We start from the raw sequence: 21,316 nt of genomic DNA on the forward strand, positions 1-21,316 counted from the left end.
ATTGTATAATAAATTGTATTGGATCACTCCCATTCGAATCTTTTTAGCGCCCAGGTTATTATTTCAACTCATAATCAACTACTTGCTTTTCACTTAACAGCCTTATGCCGGTCTCATGAACATGCGCAGTATCATTATAGATTGATGCTATTTACAGGATCGATTATAATATGAGCACCGGTTGACAATTCAATGGTTTAATTTTATTTTCTCAATACTCATAAAGCCATGCATTATCATTTAACCGGTGAAATTTGCTGATAAAATTACCCACAGATTCCCCAACATTGCCAATACCTGGTTAAAACTTATTAAACACTGCTTAATTATTTTGTCTTACGGATATAAAGACTGCCGAAGGTGGTTTTCATTAATAGTTCGGGACCGCCACCGGCTATTTTTCCATAAACCCAATCCTCCATTTTCAGGCTGTACATCCCCTTTTCACCGCTATTTTTTGTAACAACCGGCTTACGCTGCTCAGTTACCACATCAAAATCGGTAAAGATATCACCCTGGTCTGATTTTAATTTTACATTAGCTTTAAGGCTTGCCGGGAATGTAACGTCGACCTTGCCGTTAAGTGTTGAAAATGCCATAGCTGCTTTTGCATCAATACTTTTAAAGGTAACTTCAACATTGCCGTTAACCGTATTGGCCACTACAGATCCTGATATATTGTTTAGTTTGATATAACCATTAACATTCCTGATCTCCAGGTCGCCGCTGATGTTGCTGGCATTGATATTACCATTATTTACCGTAGATAATTTAACGCTGGTACTGTTCATGGGCACTTTAATAGTCAAATTAGTAGTTTTATTAGGGCTGCCATGAACGTTTACCTGGTTATTGTTTTCCTGGGCCTGCACATCAAGATTGCTTCCGGCCGATAAACGCCTCATTCCTCCCGGTGCCGGTTCCTTTTCACGGTGTTTTCTTTCTTCGCCCTGGGCATCAATAATAATATCCTTACCCTCATAACCTGTTATGGTTATTGAACCATTAACCAGTCCCACTTCCAGTTTATATGGTTTTCCCGGATCACTTAACGGCACAACCAACTGCCCTTTTTCGCCGTCCTGCGCCCAAAGCCTGGCGCTCAGCAGCACAGCAAATATTAATGTTCCTGTAAATCTTATCGTTTTCATGTTGTTATTTTTTATTGTTGTTTTTTGATATAAATATTGCCGTTAAGTGTTTCAAACTTAAATAGCTTGCCACCCGCCCCTATCCGTACACCATTATTTTTACTAAGTTTGTAAGTAGTGCCGCTTCCGCTTTTTGATTCGGTTTTACTTACTCTTGTAGGCAAAATTTCGGCATCCGGAAAATCGGTATAAAATTGTCCGTTCATGCTTTTAAATTCCAGGTCCGCCGCCAGGTTAGCCGGATAAGTTACTTCAAGCTTACCATTAAGTGTATAATAGCTGGAAACATCGGGCGGCACCGACAGGTAAGTTACGTTAAGCGGCCCGTTAATGGTGTGTGCGCTGGTTGTACCTTTGGCATTGGCAATGGTTATACCGCCGTTTACATTGTTTACTTTTAATGCGCCGTAAACATCTTTAACTTCAACATTACCATCGTTTACGGTTGATACGCACAGGTTCATGCCATAGGGCACTTTAACAGTGTACTCTAATTTTACCGTATAGTCCATATGGTGATGATCTTCGCGGTTCCAGTTGCGGCGCGGGCGGGTGTCGTAGGGTTCGGCCGTGTAAGCGATAATACTATTGGCCTTTTGATCGAATCCCAGTTTTACTTCTTTTTTACCTGTTTCCACATCACCGGCATTTTTGCCCCGGATAGTTTCATCTACCTCAATTGATACCTGGTTGCCCGAATATCCCTGCACGGTTATCGAACCCCAAATGTTGTAAATGGCCAGTGTAGTGCCCGAAGCCGCTCCCTGCAAAGTGAATTGCTTACTGATATGCTCTTTATAATCCTGGGCATGGACCGAAATTTGGGCAAGGCAAAGCCCCAAACCTGCTAAAACAGGCAATAGTGATCTTTTCATGATTTGGTTTATCTAAATAAGTTGGGTTATTGTTTGTTTGATTTTGTCGCGTACGCCATGATCAAGGTCTTTTTGTTTCAGCAGTTCTCTAAATGATTTTACTGACCGTTTTTCCTGCAGTTTCAGCATCACATCGGCAATGGCCAGTTGCATCAGCGGCGAATCCTGCTCAACTATTGACTTGATGAGGCCTTCCCTAACCTCCGGGTAACCGGTAAGGTGTGTAAGCGCATCAAGCGTGCTCAGGCGTACATTTACATTTGGGTCGTTGTTCAGCGTAGCTAATAAAGCATCTATCACCTGCTTATCTGCATGTTTAATCTCGCTGGTATAGCTTACCCCCCTTATACGCTCAGAAGCCGATGGATTTTCAAGCAGGGCCAGCATCATGGTTTGTTTAAGCTCATGTACCTGCGAGCTTAGGACTTTCAATTGTTTATCCTGGTCATCACTTTTGTTTTTACCGAAAAACAAGTAGCCTGCACTTACCAATATGATGATCATGGCCAGGTTATAAACCATTGGCCAGCGCGGCTGCCACTCCCAGATCCGGCTTACCTGGTGTTTAATATCAGCCCATAAGCTCCTTTGCTCTTTTACCGACTCCTTGTAGGTGTCCAGCATGGCATAAAACTTCACCCCCATATTGGCCGATGGTTCGGGCGTTTCGATATGGCCCATTGTATCCCACATCTGCTGAAGTCCCTGCAGCTCTTCACGGCAGTTGGCGCAGCCTGCGATATGCCGTTCTAAAGCTCCCCTTTCCTCTGGACTTAGTTCTTTGTTTATCCAACCGGTAAACAGTTCCTCATATAGCTCACATTTCATCTTATACTGTTTTATCGTTCCATTTTTACATAAATACTTTTCAGCTCCTGCATAGCCCGGTGGATGCGCACTTTCACCGTACCTTCGGTCATGCCCAGTATTTCGGCTATCTCCTGGCATTTTAGTTCCTGGAAACGGCTCAGGGCCAAAATCTCGCGCTGGCTTTCGCTTAACCTTTCCATTGCTTTATGCAGCCCGGCTTTGGCCTGTTTTTTTTCAAAAGCTTCATCAGGTACCAGGCCTCCGGCTATGGTTTCGGCGGCTTCCACACCCTCATGCTGAACCTGCTGCTTGTTTTTGCGCCAGTGATCTTTTAAAACATTGCGGGCAATGGAGTACATCCAGTGAATATATTCGCCGGTGCCGGTAAAGGTATGCCGGTACTTGAGCATTTTATAAAACACCTGCTGTACCATATCCTCGCTTAGCTCGCGCTGGTAGGTCATGTGAAACAGGAAGCCATACAATTGCCGATTGTAGCGCTCAAAGAGCATACCCATCCTGTCAAGGTCGCCGGCTTTCACCTTTAGCATAATGGCATTGTCTGTAAGCGTGTTCAATCAGTTTGTAATTATGTAATATACCTTAAGTACTTCGGCGGCGTAAAATGGTTACAGAAAATTTTTATTTTTTTTCGGGGGATTCAATTGCAGATCAAACTTAACAGAAATTTAAACCAAACAGGCAACTGGTTTGAAGTGTTATTAACTAACTTTATATCAACAATTAAAACCATAAGATCATGACCACCACCGAAGTAGCAGAAAAATTAGTACAGTATTGCCGCGAGGGTCAACATACCCAGGCTATTGATGAGCTTTATGCAGCCAATATTGTGAGCCGTGAACCAAAAGGTTCGCCGATGGAACTAACTGAAGGTAAAGAAGCTGTTAAAGGCAAAACAGAATATTGGTATGCCTCGGTACAGGAAGTACACAGCGGTGAGGTATCTGACCCGATTGTTACCGGTAACTTTTTCGCGGTAACTATGGATATGGATGTCACCTATAAAGAAGGCGGCCGCATGCCAATGAATGAAATAGCCGTTTATGAAGTAAAAGACGGAAAAATTATAGCCGAGCAGTTTTTTTATAACATGGGTTAAGAGCACCTAACCAATAATAAATGACAAAGGCCTTCGCTCTCCGCAAAGGCCTTTTGTTTTTATCCCACAGGATACAAGAAATTATTCCATCGAGCGGATAACTCCCAGCTCAAGTCCCCTAAGCTCGGCAAGGCCGCGAAGCCTGCCAATGGCCGAATATCCGGGGTTAGTTTTCTTTTTAAGATCATCCAGCATCTGGTGACCGTGATCGGGGCGCATAGGGATACTTAATTTACGTTGCTTCATTACCTGTACAAGCTCTTTTACCACAGCGTACATATCCACATCACCCTCCAGGTGGTTATCCTCATAAAAATCGCCAAACTCGTTGCTGCGGGTACTGCGCAGGTGGATAAAATTGATCCTGTCGCCAAATTGTTTAACCATGGCCGGCAGGTCGTTATCCGGCCGTACGCCGTATGATCCGGTGCAGAAGCATAAGCCATTGTTTAACGATGGTACGGCTTCAATAAGTGCATTGATATGTTGGGCGGTGCTCACTACCCGCGGCAGGCCCAAAATGGCATACGGCGGATCGTCAGGGTGGATAACCATTTTTATATTATTGGCGTCGGCAACCGGGATAACCTGCCGCAGGAAAAAGATCAGGTTTTGCCTTAACCTTTCCGCATCAATGCCGTCATAGGCAGCCAAAGCTTCCCTGAATTTATCCAGCGTAAAGCTTTCTTCGCTGCCTGGTAAGCCGGCTATGATATTGCGCTGCAACAGTTGCTTGTCATCATCGCTCATGCCGTCAAAACGGGCTTTGGCACGGGCAAGCTCATCGGCAGTGTACTCCTGTTCGGCCCCTTCCCTTTTCAGCATGAATACATCGAAGGCAATAAAAGCGGCTTTTTCAAAACGGAGGGCTTTTGAACCGTCTTCAACGGTAAAGCTTAGATCGGTACGGGTCCAGTCAAGTACCGGCATAAAATTGTAGGTAACTATGTGGATACCGCAGGCCGCCAGGTTTTGCAGGCTTTGCTTATAGTTTTCGATGTATTGCAGATAGTCGCCGGTTTGGGTTTTGATGGCTTCATGTACGGGTACGCTTTCAACTACATCCCAGGTAAGCCCGGCAGCCTCGATAATGGCCTTGCGTTCGTTAATGGCCTCAACTGTCCATACCTGGCCGTTGGGTACCTGGTGCAGGGCGCTTACTACGCCTGTACACCCCGCCTGCCTGATATCGGCTAAACTCACAGGATCGTTAGGGCCGTACCAGCGCATAGTATTGATCATGCTGAAAGTATTGCTTGTATTGGTAGCACTCATTTTTATATCGTAGGTTTAATATTCAAAAACAGGAGTGTTCAATTTTTAAAAGTGTGAACACTTCAAAAAAAATCAACATTGACAATCAAGCACTTGAGTGTTCAGTAAAATACTAAAAAAAATTAACACACTGATAAACAACAGTTTAATATTTTCCAATATATTTAATTGAACACCTGCTTTTTAAAAGTTGAACACTGACACAGCCATGTCAGTAAACCATATCAGGCTGTAATTTATCACGCGCCAATAATCGTTATATTTTTTTAATAGCCTAACAGTTAATTGCAAATATTTTGAGTTGTGAATGCACAGGGGAATTTCTTCGCTATCGCTACCCATGACATATTTAAAGGGATATCGTCATGTTGAACTTGTTTCAAACATCCCACTCGCTAAACCACATGCTAAGCAAATCGCCTACCTTTCTTGTGGGGTGCTGATCCGCCAGCCGGCGGACAGCATGACGGCTTGGAGATGTCATTTCAACTTCAGTATCCAACGGATTTAAATACTCAGGATGACAAAAAGCTTATGCTATGCCATTTTAAGTAGCTTTCCTACGCCCAGTCAAAATCAACCACCCTGCCGTTCAGTTTCCATTTGGCGGGCGTTAATGTTTCCATCCAATCCAATGGCTCGCCAAGCGGCTGTACTTTGGCGGCCTGCGCAAAGGCTGTTTTAACGGCTTTCTTTTGCTCTTCGCCCATGGCTTCGGGCTGACCGGAGATAAACAGCGGCGCGCCGCTTTCGGCTAATAGTTGCAGCCATTGCTTGTTCCTTTTCCACTCAATATCGGTAGTGAGGCCTACGCAATCGCCATCTACCGCATAAAAGGCGTTATGCTGCGGCAGGCGGAAAGCCAGTGTGTTAACGCCCATTTTACGGGTACGCGCCCACTCATGACCACTGGTATCATCGCCGATACGGCAAAGCTCAAATATTCCTGCCGAAAGGTGGCTCATGGTGTTGCAGCCAATTACATAAATACCGTCGCCGGCAGCCTCGCGGATGGAGCGGTAAAGGTTCAGGATGATCTCGGCGTTGGTTTTTGTCCTGTCGTTAAAGTGCCAACCCGGCGAAGCAAAGCTATCCTTCATATCAAAACCCCAACGCCCGGCAATGTCATAAGTTGAAAAATCGTGCTTCACCATTTCATAGCCCCATTGCTTGTATACATCAAAATTATGTTTGATGCGTGCTATATTTTCGGGGATGGTTGGGTCGAGCGTTGGGTTTTTAGGATCATCCCTGCCGGGGATCTTTGGCGCAAGCAGGCTGGCTTTTTCATCATGCTTAGCACAAAGCGGGCGCATCCATAAGCCGGGGCGCATACCCAATTTTTTGATCTCATCGCCCAGCGCATGCATATCCTTGAACTTATCGTTTGGCTTTGAAAAATCGTCGTTCCAGCCGCCATCGCCTGGTAATAGCGGCGAATAGGTTGCCCAACCGGCATCAATTACCGAAAACGGCTTATTGCTATGATCTGTAACCAGTTCGGCCATCATAGCGGTAGTTTTTTTGATCAGTTCGGCCGAGTTGTTGCCATAGGCAAAATACCAGTCGTTAATGCCATATACCGGTTGTTTTGGAATGCGCGGCTTTTCGCACATCATTTTACAAAAGCGATGGGTTGCGGCAAAAGTATCTTCGTTGGCCCTGGCATTAGTAGTTATGATATCGGCTGCATGCAGTTGCCTGTCGCCCAGCAATACACCTGCCCCGCCCGAAGTTGTATCTAAAGTAAGTTCAATGCTGTCATTATTTACGCCCCACCAGCAAATACTGTTAGCGCCGGTTTTTACCCCGAAGCAGACCGTTTGCTTATCATCATGTATAATTACATACCACGGATTTTTAATACCGGCAGCTATGGATTTCCATTGCAGATCGCCATAGGAACGCTCCCAGTGATCGCCCAGGAATTTAGTTGAAGCTGCAGTGTTGTGTTTCCATTTTAACCGTACGCTATTTAATTCCTGTTTTGGCGATGAAACATAAACGCCAAGCGCATTGCCATTAGTTTTAAGAGTTACGCTGAGATCTTTATAGTTGTAATGTGATCCGTTTGATGGCTTAAGCTTAACCCAACCGGTACCGGATTGAGCCCAAACCTCGTCCGGAGCGTTCATCATCGCGGCCCCGTTTGAAGCCGAATAAGTAAGCCTGCTAAAAAGCATTGCAGCCGCGGTAGTTGCAGAAATTTTTATAAAATGCCGTCTTTGCATAGTAGATTTAATTGCAGTGATTATCTGTTAAGGTAACATTTAAATTGGTTTACAACGTTACTAAAAGGATTAAGCAAAAACTAATACAATTATGGAATTTTATTTGCGTTACCCTGCTCTCTCCTCTGGTCTGCTTTTGCCACGGCGGCCGGAGGCCGCTTGATAATTGCCACTCGGCTGGAGCCGGGCGGCGGCGGATATTTTTTTATCCCCTCCTTTTTTATCTCCCCACTTCACCCCCAATAAACCACAAATTCCGTCTGCCGCTCAGCAACAGTTAACGTCCCATCAGGGTCTCTCGCAGAGGACCCTGATGTATACGCCGTGCAGATTCGCCGTTCTAAATATCCTGGTAAATGTGTCTTGTCCTGAAATGAGTTTACACAAAAATAAACTACATGGAAAAGATCATTATTGATGGAAAAGGACATTATTCACTTGAATTTAAGCATTCAGTTATCAAAGAGTATTTGGCTGGCAGTGTTAGTCAAAAGGCGTTGTTGAGGAAATATGATATCAAGATACATAGTGGCATAACGCGTTGGATGCAGAAGTTAGGTTATGCAGAAGTTTCGGAAAAAGACAGATATTTGTCATCAGTAAAACCACTATCCTTGCCCGCAAAGAAGCCCCATAAAGATCCGCCTACAGGTGCCTTGTCGCAAGAACAACAACGCATCAAAGAACTCGAACGTCAGCTTGAAGATGAGCAGCTTCGCAGTGAAATGTACAAGCGTATGATCGAGATTGCTGAACGTGATCTTAATATTCCTATCCGAAAAAAGTCGGATACCAAGTGATCCATGAGATGAAAGACATGTATACAAGGATCAGCCTTGTACGATTATGTCGGTTACTTGGTATTACCCGTCAGGCCTATTATCAGCACTTTTGGCAACAAGAAGCATCTGGAATAGAGGATACACTTATATTGCAGGAGGTTGTCAGCATTCGCCAAGACCACCGGGCAATGGGTGGCAGGAAGCTTTATGAAAAGCTGCACCCTTTTTTGCTTGATCATGGCATTAAAATGGGACGGGATGCACTGTTCGACCTGTTGTCAGCTAATGGACTGTTAGTAAAGAAACGCCGCAGGCGGCATGTGACGACCTGGTCGGGTCACCGGTTCAACAGATGGCCGAATATCATACGCAGCCTGGAGGTCGTCAGGCCTAACCAACTGTGGGTAAGCGATATCACCTACTGGAAAGTAAAAGAAGAACATTTGTACATCAGTTTGATAACGGACGCTTATTCGCACAAAGTAGTTGGCTATCATTTGGCTGATACCTTAGAAACGATCGAAACGATACAGGCCTTGAAAATGGCTTTAAAAGACCTGCCTGAACAATTGCCGGAGGCACTTATACATCACTCGGACCGGGGAGTGCAATATTGCACAGAAAGCTATGTAAAGCTATTACAGGACAGATACATCAAGATCAGTATGACCGAGAACGGTGACCCATTAGAGAATGCCGTTGCTGAACGAATGAACGGCATTCTTAAAGAAGAATATCTTAAGCATCACCGGCCTGAGAATAAGCAACAAGCAAAACAATTACTGGATAGAGCTATCGAGTTGTATAACAAACACCGGCCACACTTCAGTATCGGTCTGCTAACGCCCCAACATGTGCATGATAAAAGCTTGCTACCTCAAAAATTGTGGAAGAACTATTATCGCAAAAACACTAACATTGTAAACGTATCACAGGACATCACTACACTTGTAAATACATAACAGGACTATCTCATAAAATGTAAACTTTTTTTAGGACGAGACAATGTTTAGAACAGCGATGAACCTCAGGGTCCTCTGCGAGAGACCCTGAGGGGACATCAAGGAAGAAAAAGCGCGGGATTGTGCGATTCCCCTCTTGAGAGGGGCGGAGGGGTGTGTTTCTGCTTTGATAAGCTTGTAGCAGAAACACACCCCTGCTACCGCTTGTTCCTCCGCGCCCCCTCTCGAGAGGATTTTTAAAACCCGTTTGTTTAATTAATTGCTTAAGTTAATGGCTATGGGCTGGAGCCGGGCGGCGGCGGAAAGATGTCGCCCTCAGCTCCAGTAAACCACAAACTCCGTCTGCCGCTCGGCAACAGTTTTCAGCGAAAACTCAAAGCCATGGTTTAACATAATTTCGCGTACCAGGGTTAAGCCTATGCCTTGCCCGTCTTTTTTGGTGCTGAAGAAGGGGGTAAACAGGTTGTCATTTTGCTCGGCTGTAATACCTTTGCCTGTATCGGTAATAACAAGCTTTTTTTCTTTGGGGTTGATGGTAAATGTTACTGATCCCTGGTCATCAATAGCCTCGATAGCGTTTTTTACAATGTTAATGAATGCCTGCTCCAATTGTTGTTCATCTGCCATGATCTTAACAGGTTCTTCGGGTAAATCCGCATTAAGCGATACCCCTTTTTCCCCGGCACGGATACTCATCAGTTTTGTTACCGAGGCGATCAGTTTTTGCAATACAACCGGTTGCTTGTTGGCTTGCGGCAGCTTCACCAAATCGGCAAAATTGCGCATAAAAAGGTTGAGGTTCTGGTTCCTGTCCATCGCTACCTGTAGTGCATCCTTTATCGGGTCGAAATTGTGACTTTGCCAAAGCTGGTCGGTTTTCATGGCCGATTGCATGATGGAGTTAACAGGGCCTATGGTATTGTTCACCTCATGCGCCATCATCCTGATCACTTTACCGTAAACCTTTTTTTCGGCTGCCAGGATCTCGGCAGTCAAGTCCTCCAGCATAATAAAATGACGGGAAAAGCCCCGGTCGATAAAGTGTGATTTTTGCAGTTTGAATGAGTTGATCCCATCCAGCTTAACCACTATGGTTTCACCCGATTTAAGGGTTTTGATCTGTGCAAAGAGCGGGTGTTTCAATTCGCCGGCCAGTTCGCCTATCAATGCTTTTTCGCTCATGTTCAGCGCCTGCAGCGCTTTAGGATTTACCTGCTGCACGCGGTCATCAAAATCAAGGATGATGATACCTGTTGGCGAGGTGTGGATTAGCTTTTCTAAAAAGAAATGCTGTTGCTCCTGTCGTGTCCGTTCAGTTCTTAATTCGTCCATCATCTGGTTATAAACATCAATCAGCGCGTCAACCTCCTGCTTGCCGGTCGAAAGAAATTTCACATTAAAATCTTTGTCTTTTATAGCCTCAATACCCTGCAGTAACATTTTTAAAGGCAATACAAGCTGGCGGTAAAGCTGTATAGCCACGACTGCCGAGATAAGGACAAAAGCTTCGGCTATGATAAAATAGATCTTATTGTCGATGAAAATAAACCATGCAAGCACCAGGGTAAGCAGGTGCAGGACCACCACAAATAAAATGTATTTAGTCCTCAACTTCATCGTATGGGATCTGGTATTTTTCGAGCCGCCGGTACAGGGCGCTGCGTGTAAGGCCCAGCGCCGCCGCTGCTTTGCTTATCTTGTTCTTATGGTGATCTAAAGCCCGCTTTATCATTTCCACCTCTACCTCCTCTAAAGTTAAAGTGCCCACGCCCGGTAACTGGATATTCCCCTTTTTTATGGGCGACATTTCCAGCTGCGACCGGAAGTCATCAATGCTCAGCACATCCTTCCGGCTCACCAAAATGGAACGCTCCACAAGGTTTTTCAACTGCCTGATATTGCCCGGTAATGGCAACTGCTGCAGCCATTTCAAGGCTGATGGTGCTACCGACAAATTTGGCCGGTTATAGATCTGCTTTAAATTATTAATAAAAAAGTTAACCAGCAAAGGAATATCCTTAGGCCGCTCGCGCAGGGCGGGCAGGTAAACTGTTATGAGGTTGATCCGGTACAACAAATCCTCGCGAAAAGTACTGCGTGCCACCATTTCGTTCAGGTTTTTATTAGTGGCACATATCACGCGGGCATCAACGGTTTTTGTACGGCTGCTGCCCAATACTTCATAAGTACGGTCCTGCAATACCCTAAGCAGCTTTACCTGGCTGCTGGCATCCAGATCGCCTATTTCATCTAAAAAAATGGTGCCTTTGTTGGCCATTTCAAAGCGGCCTATCCTGTCAAACCGGGCATCAGTAAACGCTCCGCGGATGTGGCCGAACATTTCGCTTTCAAACAACGAAGTAGAGATCCCACCCAAATTCACCTTAATGAATGGCTTATTACGGCGAAGGCTATTTTGGTGAATGGCTTCAGCAATCAACTCCTTGCCCGTACCGCTTTCGCCCATGATCAATACCGAAGCATCGGTAGAAGCAACCCGGCCTATAGTTTCCAGGATATCAAGCATCCGGGCATCTTCGCCTACAATGTTTTCAAAATTGTAAGTTTTATCCAGTTGCTTACGGGTGCGGTGCTCCGTCCTTTTATCCTGCAGGTCGAGCAGGGTTTTTACCGATTGAATGAGATGCTCGTTAACCCATGGCTTGTTGATAAAATCATTTGCCCCCAGCTTCATGCCTTTAACCGCAAGCTCAATACTCCCCCATCCGGTGATGAGAATAACCGGGATGGCGCCGTTGATAGCCTTGATTTTTCCAAGCAGGTCCATTCCCTCCTGCCCGGAGGTATCTATCGAAAAATTAAGATCAAGAATAACAAGCTCAGGCGCTTTTTTCTTAATGATCTTCAGGGCTTCGGCAGGCTCATCGGTACTTGCAGCGTCATAACCCTCGCTTTTTAACAGCAGGATCAGCGAGGTGCGTACGGCAATATCATCATCAATAACCAATATCATAATATGCGGTCAATATCGTAATTATTCTTCGTGTAAAGCAACAGCCGGGTAAATTGCAGCCGCCTGTTTGCCGGGGTATAGTGAACAGATAAGCACAAGTACATAAACAAATAATACAGATAAAAGCATCCCCCCAATATATATACCGGCAGGCAGATCGAATACATTAAGCAGGGGAAACTGTGCAGCGAAAAACACACCTATAATAAGCGAAATCGTAGCCAGGATCATGGACTCGCTTACCAACTGGGATGACACTGAATTTCCGGTAGCCCCAATGGCCCTGCGCAGTCCTATCTCCCCTTTACGCTTGTTTATGTTGTACCACAATACCCCAAACAAGCCGAGCGCAACATTAATAATCAAAAAGGTACTTACAATACCCAATATGATCATAGGCACCAGTGCAAAGTAGTTACTGTCTTTTAGCTTATTGGTAAGGTGCTCAATTTCCACGTTTGAATTTTTCATGTAGTTAGCCATAGTTTTGTAGAGCCGACCTTCAAAGGCAGCATCGGTACCGGGAGCCACTTTAACCAGGATCTTGCCAAGCCAGCGGAACGATCCGGTATCGGTTCTGAAATATAGCCCGGGGCCGGGATTTACATAATCACCATTTCTTTTTATGGTTTGGATTACGCCTACTACTTTTAGCCTGTCCTTATCGTTATCATTACCCAAAAGTTTGCCTGCAGCCGGTTCATTACCAAAGATTGCTTCCTTTAATGCAGCATCAATAACAACAATTTTGTTTTTGGCAACGGCATCCTGTTTATTAAACCACCGGCCTTCAAGCAGCCGAACGTTAAGTACATCTTTATAGCCGTCTTCAACCGTAAAATTATTTAAATGGTTAACGTGTTTTCCGTTAAAGGTTAAGGCGCTTTCATTAACCTGTTGAGAAAACGGAATATTATTGCTCAAAAAGCTTATTTCCTGCACCTGCGGCAATGATTTTATTGTTTTTCTTAACGTTTCATAATACAGGTTAAGCGAATCGATATTTTTTGTTTGATATGCATTACCATAGTTTATGACCCAAACGTTTTGATATTCGATACCCATGGGCTTTTTATAATTGCTGTAATAGTAAACCATCAGCGTAAACACCGCAAACAGTACCAGGAACGATACCAGCATCTCGGTCATGAGCAGAAAGTTCTGCTTCTTTTTGTTCCAGATGAGTTTAAATAAATGCTTGAACATAATATTTTTAATTAATGATGAATATTTTATTGGGCTTTAAGCGCCGTAACTACATTTAACTTTGACATGCGCCATGCAGGGTACACACCCGATAACAAGCCAAAAACAAGGCACACCAGCAAGCCGATAAACAGAACCGTAAAATTAATGCTCAATTCAAGGTTGGCTATCAGATTTGCATTGTTGATAACATAGAGTGCAAGCAGGGATAACGCAACACCAAGCACGCCCCCTAACAAGGTGAGAATCAGATTTTCGACAATAAATTGGTAAACCAGTGTTTTGGATGATGCGCCAAAGGCTTTACGTACCCCAATTTCTGAGGAGCGCTCCATAATTCGGGTGATGTTGATATTTACCAGGTTAAGCGTTGGTAAAAGGGTAAATATGAAAACAAATATACTTATGGCCAAAAGCGCTATCGACACTCCTGAATGCTGTTCATTACCTGTATCAAGATAAGCGGACAAAAATGTGTTGGCATGGCTGTACAGGTGTGTAAACTCCTTCCTTTCAACCGGGACCCTTTTCATGAGGTTTTCATACTCATCATGCATCTTTTGTACATCGCCCGGCGAATTGGCTAATAAAATCCCCATATATCCCCCCATATACCCTTTGTCTTTATAATTAGCTTTTGAAACAGTATAGGGCAGGTAGATATCGCTGTAAAGCATATAATCGGTTATGGGTACGTTTTTAACTACGCCCATAACCCGGTAGTTTACGTTATCTGCTTCAATGTATTTACCAACTACCGAGGGTACATCTCCAAAATACTCGCGTTTCATATCCTCAGATATCACTGCAACACGATCTGCATTGGTAACCTGCAGGTTATTGAACGCCTTACCTTCGGTAAAATCATAGTCAAGCACGTCCCAATATTCGGCATTGGTATACTTATAATTTACTGCTATTTTCTTATTGTTAACGTAAGTATTGGTACCGTTAAATGCTGACGATATAGCAACCTTTACAGGTGTTTTCATCATGCCTGTATAATGGCTCAAAAAGTAATATGATAACGTGCTCGACTGCAGATTGTCCTTACCCGACTCCTGGATCCGGTTAATATATAATGATCTGTCGCGTTTTTTATCCGGGTAATTATCGCCTACTACTTTATCAACAAAAGCAGTTAAAACCATCAATATGGTCAAAGTAAAACTAATACCGAACAGGCTGATAAACGTAAAAAACTTACGGCGCTTCAATACCGCTATGGCTATTTTAAAATAATTTTTAAGCATAACTTTAATTTTAAAACCGGTTAATTATTGAACCTGGGCCCCATCAAACAGGCGCACCAAACGGTGGGTTTTATGCGCCATATTTTCATCATGCGTTACCATTACTATAGTGGTGCCGTCATTACGGTTAAGGTTAAGGAGGATCTCCATGATCTCGTTGCCCATGGCGCTATCCAGGTTACCGGTAGGCTCATCGGCCAAAATAATTTCGGGCCTGCCTACAATGGCCCTGGCTATGGCCACACGCTGCCGCTGACCACCTGAAAGTTGCGTAGGAAAATGTTTTAAACGATTGGCCAGCCCTACTTTTTCCAGTGCCTCTGCAGCCAGTTCACGGCGTTGTTTGGCGGTGGTATCCCGGTAAAGCAAGGGCAGCTCTACATTATCAAGCACCTGCAGGTCATTAATAAGGTGATAGCTCTGAAAAATGAAGCCCAGCTTTTTATTGCGGAAAGCTGCCAGTTGCTTATCGTTCATCCCTTCTGTTTTTTGATCGTCAATCCTGATATCACCTTTTGATGGCGCGTCAAGCAGGCCCATAATGTTAAGCAGGGTGCTTTTGCCACAGCCCGAGGGGCCCATAATGGATAAAAATTCGCCTTTGGCAATATCAAGGCTTACGCTGTTCAGGGCCAGGGTTTCTACGGTATCGGTACGGTATACCTTTTCAATGTTTTGTAAACGTATCATATTTTAGGTTTGAATTATTGAGTTATTGAATTATTGAATTTTTATAGCGATTAGTTATAAGTGATTTTTTTGTTTGTTTCAAAGTCGTAGAGCGAAAGGTAACGCAACTGGTAGTAAGCTCCCCAAAAATCACGGAGGGCAGCTACATAATCGCGCTGGGCCTGGTCGTTTTCACGGAAGGCTATGCCAAGGTCGGTAATGCTCAGGTCGCCTAAAACATAGCGTTCACGTGCTATCTGGTATTTTTCAGCAGCTATGCTATCAGCCTGAGCGGTATAAACCAGTTGCTCTTTCATTACATTAAAAAGCGATACCTGGGTTACTATCTGCTGTTTAAAAGTTTGCTTATCCTGCTCAACAGCATATTCGGTAAACTGCTGGTTAGCCAAAGCCGTTTTAGCCCGCGATTTTGACCTGCCCCAATCCAGTATCGGTATAGAGAGCTGTACCTGCAGCAATTGCTGGTTTTGAGGGTTCTTGTATACATCAGGGATATTGGTAGCGGTATTTGAAAAGCCCAGGCTGGCGGTAAGCGTGGCAGTTAAACCATTTTGCCCTTTGGCTTTAGCTACATCGCGCTTTGCTTCTGCAATACGGCGTGAAAAAGCGATGGCATCCGAGCGGTTGGCGTAAGCTTCGGCCAGCACTTTATCTGATGATACGGTCATCTGGCTGATATTTTTCGGCACCACCAGTACTATCCTTTCATTCCCTTCCTGCCCTGTAAAACTGCGCAGGTTCAGTGTGGCAATCTCCATATCGCGCCTGGCCGTACCAACGGCTTTCTGCGCGTTGATCTTTTCAAGCTGCAATTGCAGGATCTCATTTTTAGATACCTTTCCTAACTCATACTTGAGGTTGGCCACCTTTAAGATTCCCTGGGTATTAGTTAAATTGGTTTCGGCAATTTTAAGGTTTACCTGGGCCAGCAGCAGGTCGAAAAAATAGCCTTCCACGTCAACTGCTATCTTTTCCTGGGCTTCAATGTAAACCTGCTTGCTTTCGTTAAACTTTAAAGGCTCAATTTTTTTATCCCATTTAAGGCTGTTGAACTGAAACAACGGCTGTGAATAATTTATACCATAAGGGATACCGTTATACAAAACGTTATGCCTGTCAAAATCATCAAACCGCTGCAATTGTGTGGTACCATAAATAGTACCGCCGGTGGCTGTAATGCTCTGGCTAAAGTTAAGCTGTAACGACGAGTTGTCATTATGGATAGGCTGGAAAAGTATGGTACCATCGGGCTGCTGCACCTGCGAAAATGTTTTGGTATATCCCGGTAAAGTACCGCTTAATGCCAGCTGCGGTTGATAATTTGATTTGTAGGTGCGGTATTCCCAATACTTGGTTTCGCGTACGGTAGCGGCCTGCTTCGCAGCTATTGAATTGGCTTTTGCCAGCTCTACCACCTGCTGCAGGGTTAGTCGCAAGGTATCGCTGCCACTCCGGCCGAACACTTCTGTGCTTATGGTTAATAATAATATGATGTATAGTATTTTCATGATGCCCCCTCTAAATCTCCCCCTAAAGGGGAAGACTTTTACTTTTATATTTTTAATATTTTATCCGCCGCCGTTGTTGGTGTTGTCACCACAGCCGTTAACTTAAGGAAGAAGCGAGGGATTGTACGATTCCCCTCTTGAGAGCAGGGCTGTTGCATTCTAATTTAATAGTTGTTTTAACCTGTTGATATCGTTGCAAACAAGCCTTTGCGCTTGTGCGAGGTTTGGGTAATCATTTATTCTAAATACATTAATAACTATGTTTCTGAACACAGAAGTATTTTCAGGCGCATTGGATGTTCTAATTCGTGAAGCGTCTTCGTTAAATGTCACGTCCTTTACCCAATGAAGACTGTTTTCTATACTCCAATGGCTTTTAATACCATGGCAGAATGTTTGCGCATTACCGATTAAGCTACTGATGAAAAAGGCGTATTCTTCCCGGATACGTCCTTTTTCTTTTACCCAGCGATGCACTTTAATAAGTTGGCTTACCCCAGCCCATGTGTTACTGATTTCCTCTGTTCCCGGGTACACCCAAACTGTTCTACGTTCTATTCGCCCTTTGTTTTTCAACAACTCAACAAACTTACTACAAACCATTGCCTCGTCCGATGTAATGGTTTCGATCTTTTTGTAAAGGTTCTTTTGATTCTTCTTCACGCCTATTATATAATTGTTATCTGTATCAATAATAGCCTCTACCGTTTTTTTTGACAATGTAATGCGTCAAGTGTAAACGTTACCCCCTGTAATCCTAAACTGGAAATAAGCTGCTGAACTACAGAGATTTCACTTTGTTTTGAGTTGTCAACCAAACCATGGCCAACGACTTGATTACTCCTGCTACTATACAAGCTTACCAGGCTTACAAATCGTTGTTTGTCAAGAGAATAATCGCTCATCGTCCCTTTCATTGCCTTACCATCTATATGTAGCCATTCATTTTTAGACAAATCAATATGCTGACTGGCCCATTTATGGAAACTCTCATTTAAGCTGTTAAAGTCTAAATCTTGTATTACACGTCTTATAGTATAAAAGCTTGGAAGGCGGGCTTTATTAGGCTGAAAGAAGGCCAAAAGATCGACTTCATTCCGCTTTATAAAATCACCCATCGAACGATAGCCATGATAACCGCTCATTGTACTCATTAACACAAGCAACAGAATGAAAGTCTGGTCATGGCGCTGGCCTGCCTTTCGCCTTATATCCGGTAACTCTGATAAATACGCTAATATGCTCTTATCCATCCTAACTTTTTTGACCTCAAGTTAACTTATAATATTTAGAATGCAACAGCCCTGCTCTTGAGAGGGGTGGAGGGGTGTGTTTCTGCTTTGATAAGCTTGTAGCAGAAACACACCCCTGCCACCACTCGTTCCTCCGCGCGCCCTCTTGAGAGGATTTTTAAAATCCTTGTTCAATTAATTGCTTAGGTTAACGGCTGTGGTGACAACACCAACAGCGGCAAATTTTTTCTTATAACCCTCTCTCCTTATTTTAAGCCCTCCCTTCCGGGGAGGGTTTGGGTGGGGCTGATGTTTACTTCACCGTTACTTCCTTCGAGTTTTTGTATTCGCTCATGTCCGATGTAATGACCATATCACCGGGTTTTACGCCGTCCCGGATCTCTACATAATCAAAATTGGTAAGGCCGATGTGTACGGTTCGGCGTTCGGCTTTGCCGTTGTTCAGTACAAAAATGTCCTGAACGGAGGGGCCTTTAAATGCCGGGCCATTGGCCACCCGCATGATCTTATTATGCGTAGCCGTTACTAAAAAAACGTCAACCTTCATATTGGGCCTGAGCAGTTTGCTGGCCCGGTCATCCAGCTGAACATCGAAAGAAATTATGCTGTTTTGTACCGATGGGGATACGTTGCTTACATGCCCCCTTAGCTGGGCATCATTGATCCGTACAATAACCGGCAAGCCGCTATGCAGCTGATCGGCAGAGTTATCGGACATACTGCCCTGGATCCGGAAACTGCCCAGGTCGGCGATCCGGGCCAGGGTTTCGCCCTCATGAATATTGGCGCCAATATTTTTGTTTACATAAGTGATAACACCGGCGCGGGTTGCCACTACGTTGGCCAGGTCAAGCTTACGTTGTAATTCTTTAAGGTCGTTTTGCTGGATATCTGCAGCTATTTCCGCCTCCCTGATCTCCAGCTGCATGGTTTGCTGCTTGCTTTTGATCTCGTTTTCCAGTTGCTTTTTTTCAAGCTGGGCAACTTTAAGGTTCAGCTCTGCCTGTTCAATATTTTCGCGGGTACCGCCGCCGGCTTTGTACAGACGTTTGGCGTTTTCAACGGCATCGGCAAGGTTGCTGATGTGGAGCTGTTTAATATCGTTGTTTGATTGGATGTCGTAGAAGCTTTTGTTCAAATCAAGCTTAAGCTTGCTGATCTCTGTGCGTTTGGTTTCGAGCTGAAACTTTTGTTTCTCATAATCGGTTTGGGTGGCCGATTTATCCAGCGTTAATATCGATTGACCGGCTTTGATCTTATTGCCTGCATCCATCAGCGCGCTTTTGATGGAAGCGTTTATCGGGCTGGTGATGATCTCCTCAAACTCAGGCAAAACCTCGCCGGTAGCATTTATAGTATTTTCGATATTGGCGATCTCAACTTTGGCAGTAGTTATTTCAGACCGGGTAATGGTTGATTTAATATATCCCCGCAAAAGCATTACGGCAAGCACCAAAACAGCTATGCTGCTGATGATGACAACCGCGTTTTTTTTGCGTTTGGCAGCTGTAACTTCAAGTGTAATTTCCTTATCCATTATGACAAATTTGGATAAGGTTTTGCAAGAGCTATACCAATATTAAAACATTAATTACCAATAAGTTATATGTTTTTGGTTTTGAAAAAGTGATCGGTATCGGACAAAACATCTGATTCCGACCGCTGATTGTTTTTGATTGCGCTGATGGCGAGGATGATATGAGGATTAAAACAACTCAAATATTAAGCTTAGGTCATTATATGTGCAAAGCGCCGGGGCGACATGGCAATCTCGTTGCAATGCATAGCCGCTTTGCATATTCGATAGGCATTAGCTACGAGATTGCCGCGCTATCGCTTATAATGACATAACTGTAAATAATGATTGATGTCCAGGACATGGAATCTGCATGCGTATACATCAGGGTCCTCTACGAGAGACCCTGATGGGACGAAAAATTAATCGTTAGCTATTGCTTTATACTTCAAGGAGCTTGCGGATCTTCCCCAGCAGCTCATCTATTTCAAAAGGTTTGGCTAAAAAGTCGTCGGCACCTGCATCGTAGGCTGATCGCTCAATATCGCGGCTGGCCGAGATCATAATGATAGGGATCCTTTTGGTAGTATCGTCATTTTTAAGTTTGCGGCATATATCGCGACCGTCAAAACCCGACATCCAGATATCCAGCAGCAACAGGTCGGGAAACTCTGTTTTCATATCTAAAATAGTTGCGCCATTTACTGTCGACGAAACCTGGTAACCTTCAAAATCAAGTATGATCTCCACCGCATCCACAATCCCCGGATCATCGTCCGCTATCATGATCTTCTTTGTATTTTCCACCTAAGCACCAGGCAACAAAAATCAAGCCTATGTGGCAGCGTGAAGCGCTTTATTTAAATAAAGTTTACCCTGAAACTCACCTGTGGATCAAACTCGTGCGCAAATCACGGATAAACTTAAAAATCAGAGTAATCTGCCGGGCGAAGGAAGATAATATCAGCATGGGAAACGTTATGCTGGTACTCAGCTTTAGCCGAAAGTGTTTTCCAGTAAGCATCTTTACCAAAAGTGTCCCAATGCTTGTCCCGGTCCTCTTTACTGTTAAAAGTGGTCATGTACATTAAATTAGGCATGTGGCTGCCCGCAATAACCTCCGAATAAAAAACCGCATTAAAACCAAGCCGTTTAAACAGGCCTATCTCATCGCCGGTGTTAAACATAGTTACTTTATTGATATTGTATTTTTCGGTAGGGCTTTCATAACTGCGCAATTCGTAAACCCTCTCGGCTTTGTTAGCGGTGAGGTTAGGTACTTCTGTTGAAGGCATGCCCGGAAAAGCCTGCAGTATAATAGTTTCCAAACGGGTATAAGGCTGATCATTATAAGCAGCATCAATATATTCTTTTCCATCGGCAAGATATGCGGCATCAGCTTGTAATTTTTGATCAATACCCATTAACTTGTCCCATGATTGAAAGGGCGTAAACACATATAACAGCTTTGCAGTATCTGCCTGACTTATAGGCTTAAATACACCTACATTTTTAATACCGGCCCGGTGCAGCGCAGGTATGTAGGCCTGTTGTAAATACTTTTCAATGGTACTTTCCTGTGCCTGGGTTTTATAGTGATATATTTTAAGCTGATAATAATTACGCGCCGGTGCGTTTGCCAATGCCGCCGCAGCGATAAATAAACAGGTAAAAAAAGCGATAGATGATTTAACAAAAGGATTCATA

At 44.0% G+C, this 21,316-nt stretch carries 18 protein-coding genes and 1 pseudogene; 3 read left to right on the forward strand and 16 right to left on the reverse strand.

Features of this window, described 5'->3' with window-relative positions:
- Positions 1-326 precede the first annotated feature (326 nt).
- Genes SNE26_RS12770 through SNE26_RS12785 form a run of 4 tightly spaced genes read right to left on the reverse strand, consistent with a single transcriptional unit; the run spans position 327 to position 3,414 of the window.
- Positions 327-1,151, reverse strand: a complete 825-nt coding sequence (locus SNE26_RS12770; RefSeq protein WP_321559741.1) for a DUF4097 family beta strand repeat-containing protein — start codon at positions 1,149-1,151, stop codon at positions 327-329.
- A gap of 11 nt (positions 1,152-1,162) precedes the next feature.
- Complete coding sequence (locus SNE26_RS12775; RefSeq protein ID WP_321559742.1) at positions 1,163-2,026, reverse strand: hypothetical protein; 864 nt, start codon at positions 2,024-2,026, stop codon at positions 1,163-1,165.
- A 12-nt stretch (positions 2,027-2,038) separates the two neighbouring features.
- Positions 2,039-2,854 carry a zf-HC2 domain-containing protein gene (locus tag SNE26_RS12780; protein ID WP_321559743.1) on the reverse strand — a complete coding sequence of 272 codons (816 nt, stop codon included), beginning with the start codon at positions 2,852-2,854 and terminating at the stop codon, positions 2,039-2,041.
- A gap of 11 nt (positions 2,855-2,865) precedes the next feature.
- Positions 2,866-3,414: a sigma-70 family RNA polymerase sigma factor gene (locus SNE26_RS12785; protein ID WP_321559744.1), complete on the reverse strand. Its 549-nt coding sequence runs from the start codon at positions 3,412-3,414 to the stop codon at positions 2,866-2,868.
- Between the two features lie 182 nt (positions 3,415-3,596).
- On the opposite strand from SNE26_RS12785, the gene SNE26_RS12790 reads away from it, so the two are divergent.
- Positions 3,597-3,959, forward strand: a complete 363-nt coding sequence (locus SNE26_RS12790) for a nuclear transport factor 2 family protein (RefSeq protein ID WP_321559745.1) — start codon at positions 3,597-3,599, stop codon at positions 3,957-3,959.
- Between the two features lie 81 nt (positions 3,960-4,040).
- Here SNE26_RS12790 and uxuA read toward each other — a convergent pair whose 3' ends face one another.
- Together uxuA and SNE26_RS12800 are read right to left on the reverse strand one after the other, a co-directional pair.
- Positions 4,041-5,234, reverse strand: coding sequence for a mannonate dehydratase (gene uxuA, locus SNE26_RS12795; protein ID WP_321559746.1), 1,194 nt, complete (start codon positions 5,232-5,234; stop codon positions 4,041-4,043).
- A gap of 560 nt (positions 5,235-5,794) precedes the next feature.
- A complete protein-coding gene (locus SNE26_RS12800; RefSeq protein WP_321559747.1) occupies positions 5,795-7,465 on the reverse strand; it encodes a hypothetical protein in 1,671 nt (556 codons plus the stop codon).
- 398 nt (positions 7,466-7,863) lie between these two features.
- Between SNE26_RS12800 and SNE26_RS12805 the strand changes: the two genes are divergently transcribed.
- The gene (locus tag SNE26_RS12805) at positions 7,864-8,265 is read left to right on the forward strand and encodes a hypothetical protein (protein WP_321555051.1); all 402 of its coding nucleotides are present in this window, start codon (positions 7,864-7,866) and stop codon (positions 8,263-8,265) included.
- Positions 8,266-8,273: 8 nt separating this feature from the next.
- Positions 8,274-9,209 carry an IS3 family transposase gene (locus SNE26_RS12810; RefSeq protein WP_321554647.1) on the forward strand — a complete coding sequence of 312 codons (936 nt, stop codon included), beginning with the start codon at positions 8,274-8,276 and terminating at the stop codon, positions 9,207-9,209.
- Positions 9,210-9,524: 315 nt separating this feature from the next.
- Here the strand turns inward: SNE26_RS12810 and SNE26_RS12815 are convergent, their stop codons facing one another.
- From SNE26_RS12815 to SNE26_RS12865, 10 genes and pseudogenes are all read right to left on the reverse strand, one after another.
- The gene (locus tag SNE26_RS12815; protein ID WP_321559748.1) at positions 9,525-10,826 is read right to left on the reverse strand and encodes an ATP-binding protein; all 1,302 of its coding nucleotides are present in this window, start codon (positions 10,824-10,826) and stop codon (positions 9,525-9,527) included.
- Entirely contained in the window at positions 10,810-12,183 is a 1,374-nt protein-coding gene (locus tag SNE26_RS12820) for a sigma-54 dependent transcriptional regulator (protein ID WP_321559749.1), read from the reverse strand. Before SNE26_RS12820 ends, SNE26_RS12815 begins: the two co-directional genes overlap by 17 nt.
- A gap of 21 nt (positions 12,184-12,204) precedes the next feature.
- A complete protein-coding gene (locus tag SNE26_RS12825) occupies positions 12,205-13,389 on the reverse strand; it encodes an FtsX-like permease family protein (protein ID WP_321559750.1) in 1,185 nt (394 codons plus the stop codon).
- A 26-nt stretch (positions 13,390-13,415) separates the two neighbouring features.
- Positions 13,416-14,642, reverse strand: coding sequence for an ABC transporter permease (locus tag SNE26_RS12830; RefSeq protein WP_321559751.1), 1,227 nt, complete (start codon positions 14,640-14,642; stop codon positions 13,416-13,418).
- Between the two features lie 24 nt (positions 14,643-14,666).
- Complete coding sequence (locus SNE26_RS12835; RefSeq protein ID WP_321559752.1) at positions 14,667-15,332, reverse strand: ABC transporter ATP-binding protein; 666 nt, start codon at positions 15,330-15,332, stop codon at positions 14,667-14,669.
- A gap of 50 nt (positions 15,333-15,382) precedes the next feature.
- The gene (locus tag SNE26_RS12840; RefSeq protein ID WP_321559753.1) at positions 15,383-16,840 is read right to left on the reverse strand and encodes a TolC family protein; all 1,458 of its coding nucleotides are present in this window, start codon (positions 16,838-16,840) and stop codon (positions 15,383-15,385) included.
- 159 nt (positions 16,841-16,999) lie between these two features.
- Positions 17,000-18,093, reverse strand: a pseudogene (locus tag SNE26_RS29540) (ISAs1 family transposase).
- Between the two features lie 292 nt (positions 18,094-18,385).
- Positions 18,386-19,630 (reverse strand): HlyD family efflux transporter periplasmic adaptor subunit, encoded by a 1,245-nt coding sequence (locus SNE26_RS12855; protein WP_321559754.1) that lies wholly within the window; start codon positions 19,628-19,630, stop codon positions 18,386-18,388.
- Positions 19,631-20,050: 420 nt separating this feature from the next.
- Entirely contained in the window at positions 20,051-20,395 is a 345-nt protein-coding gene (locus SNE26_RS12860; RefSeq protein ID WP_321559755.1) for a response regulator, read from the reverse strand.
- A 137-nt stretch (positions 20,396-20,532) separates the two neighbouring features.
- The gene (locus tag SNE26_RS12865) at positions 20,533-21,315 is read right to left on the reverse strand and encodes an NIPSNAP family protein (protein ID WP_321559756.1); all 783 of its coding nucleotides are present in this window, start codon (positions 21,313-21,315) and stop codon (positions 20,533-20,535) included.
- Position 21,316: the final 1 nt, after the last annotated feature.

Source organism: Mucilaginibacter sp. cycad4 (assembly GCF_034263275.1).
Classification (GTDB): domain Bacteria; phylum Bacteroidota; class Bacteroidia; order Sphingobacteriales; family Sphingobacteriaceae; genus Mucilaginibacter.

Excerpts from the sequence above, each read along its gene's own strand:
- SNE26_RS12770 (WP_321559741.1), bottom strand. The coding sequence starts at position 1,151 with ATGAAAACGATAAGATTTACAGGAACATTAATATTTGCTGTGCTGCTG.
- SNE26_RS12775 (WP_321559742.1), bottom strand. The coding sequence starts at position 2,026 with ATGAAAAGATCACTATTGCCTGTTTTAGCAGGTTTGGGGCTTTGCCTT.
- SNE26_RS12780 (WP_321559743.1), bottom strand. The coding sequence starts at position 2,854 with ATGAAATGTGAGCTATATGAGGAACTGTTTACCGGTTGGATAAACAAA.
- SNE26_RS12790 (WP_321559745.1), top strand. The coding sequence starts at position 3,597 with ATGACCACCACCGAAGTAGCAGAAAAATTAGTACAGTATTGCCGCGAG.
- uxuA (WP_321559746.1), bottom strand. The coding sequence starts at position 5,234 with ATGAGTGCTACCAATACAAGCAATACTTTCAGCATGATCAATACTATG.
- SNE26_RS12800 (WP_321559747.1), bottom strand. The coding sequence starts at position 7,465 with ATGCAAAGACGGCATTTTATAAAAATTTCTGCAACTACCGCGGCTGCA.
- SNE26_RS12805 (WP_321555051.1), top strand. The coding sequence starts at position 7,864 with ATGGAAAAGATCATTATTGATGGAAAAGGACATTATTCACTTGAATTT.
- SNE26_RS12810 (WP_321554647.1), top strand. The coding sequence starts at position 8,274 with ATGAAAGACATGTATACAAGGATCAGCCTTGTACGATTATGTCGGTTA.
- SNE26_RS12815 (WP_321559748.1), bottom strand. The coding sequence starts at position 10,826 with ATGAAGTTGAGGACTAAATACATTTTATTTGTGGTGGTCCTGCACCTG.
- SNE26_RS12820 (WP_321559749.1), bottom strand. The coding sequence starts at position 12,183 with ATGATATTGGTTATTGATGATGATATTGCCGTACGCACCTCGCTGATC.
- SNE26_RS12825 (WP_321559750.1), bottom strand. The coding sequence starts at position 13,389 with ATGTTCAAGCATTTATTTAAACTCATCTGGAACAAAAAGAAGCAGAAC.
- SNE26_RS12830 (WP_321559751.1), bottom strand. The coding sequence starts at position 14,642 with ATGCTTAAAAATTATTTTAAAATAGCCATAGCGGTATTGAAGCGCCGT.
- SNE26_RS12835 (WP_321559752.1), bottom strand. The coding sequence starts at position 15,332 with ATGATACGTTTACAAAACATTGAAAAGGTATACCGTACCGATACCGTA.
- SNE26_RS12840 (WP_321559753.1), bottom strand. The coding sequence starts at position 16,840 with ATGAAAATACTATACATCATATTATTATTAACCATAAGCACAGAAGTG.
- SNE26_RS12855 (WP_321559754.1), bottom strand. The coding sequence starts at position 19,630 with ATGGATAAGGAAATTACACTTGAAGTTACAGCTGCCAAACGCAAAAAA.
- SNE26_RS12860 (WP_321559755.1), bottom strand. The coding sequence starts at position 20,395 with ATGATAGCGGACGATGATCCGGGGATTGTGGATGCGGTGGAGATCATA.
- SNE26_RS12865 (WP_321559756.1), bottom strand. The coding sequence starts at position 21,315 with ATGAATCCTTTTGTTAAATCATCTATCGCTTTTTTTACCTGTTTATTT.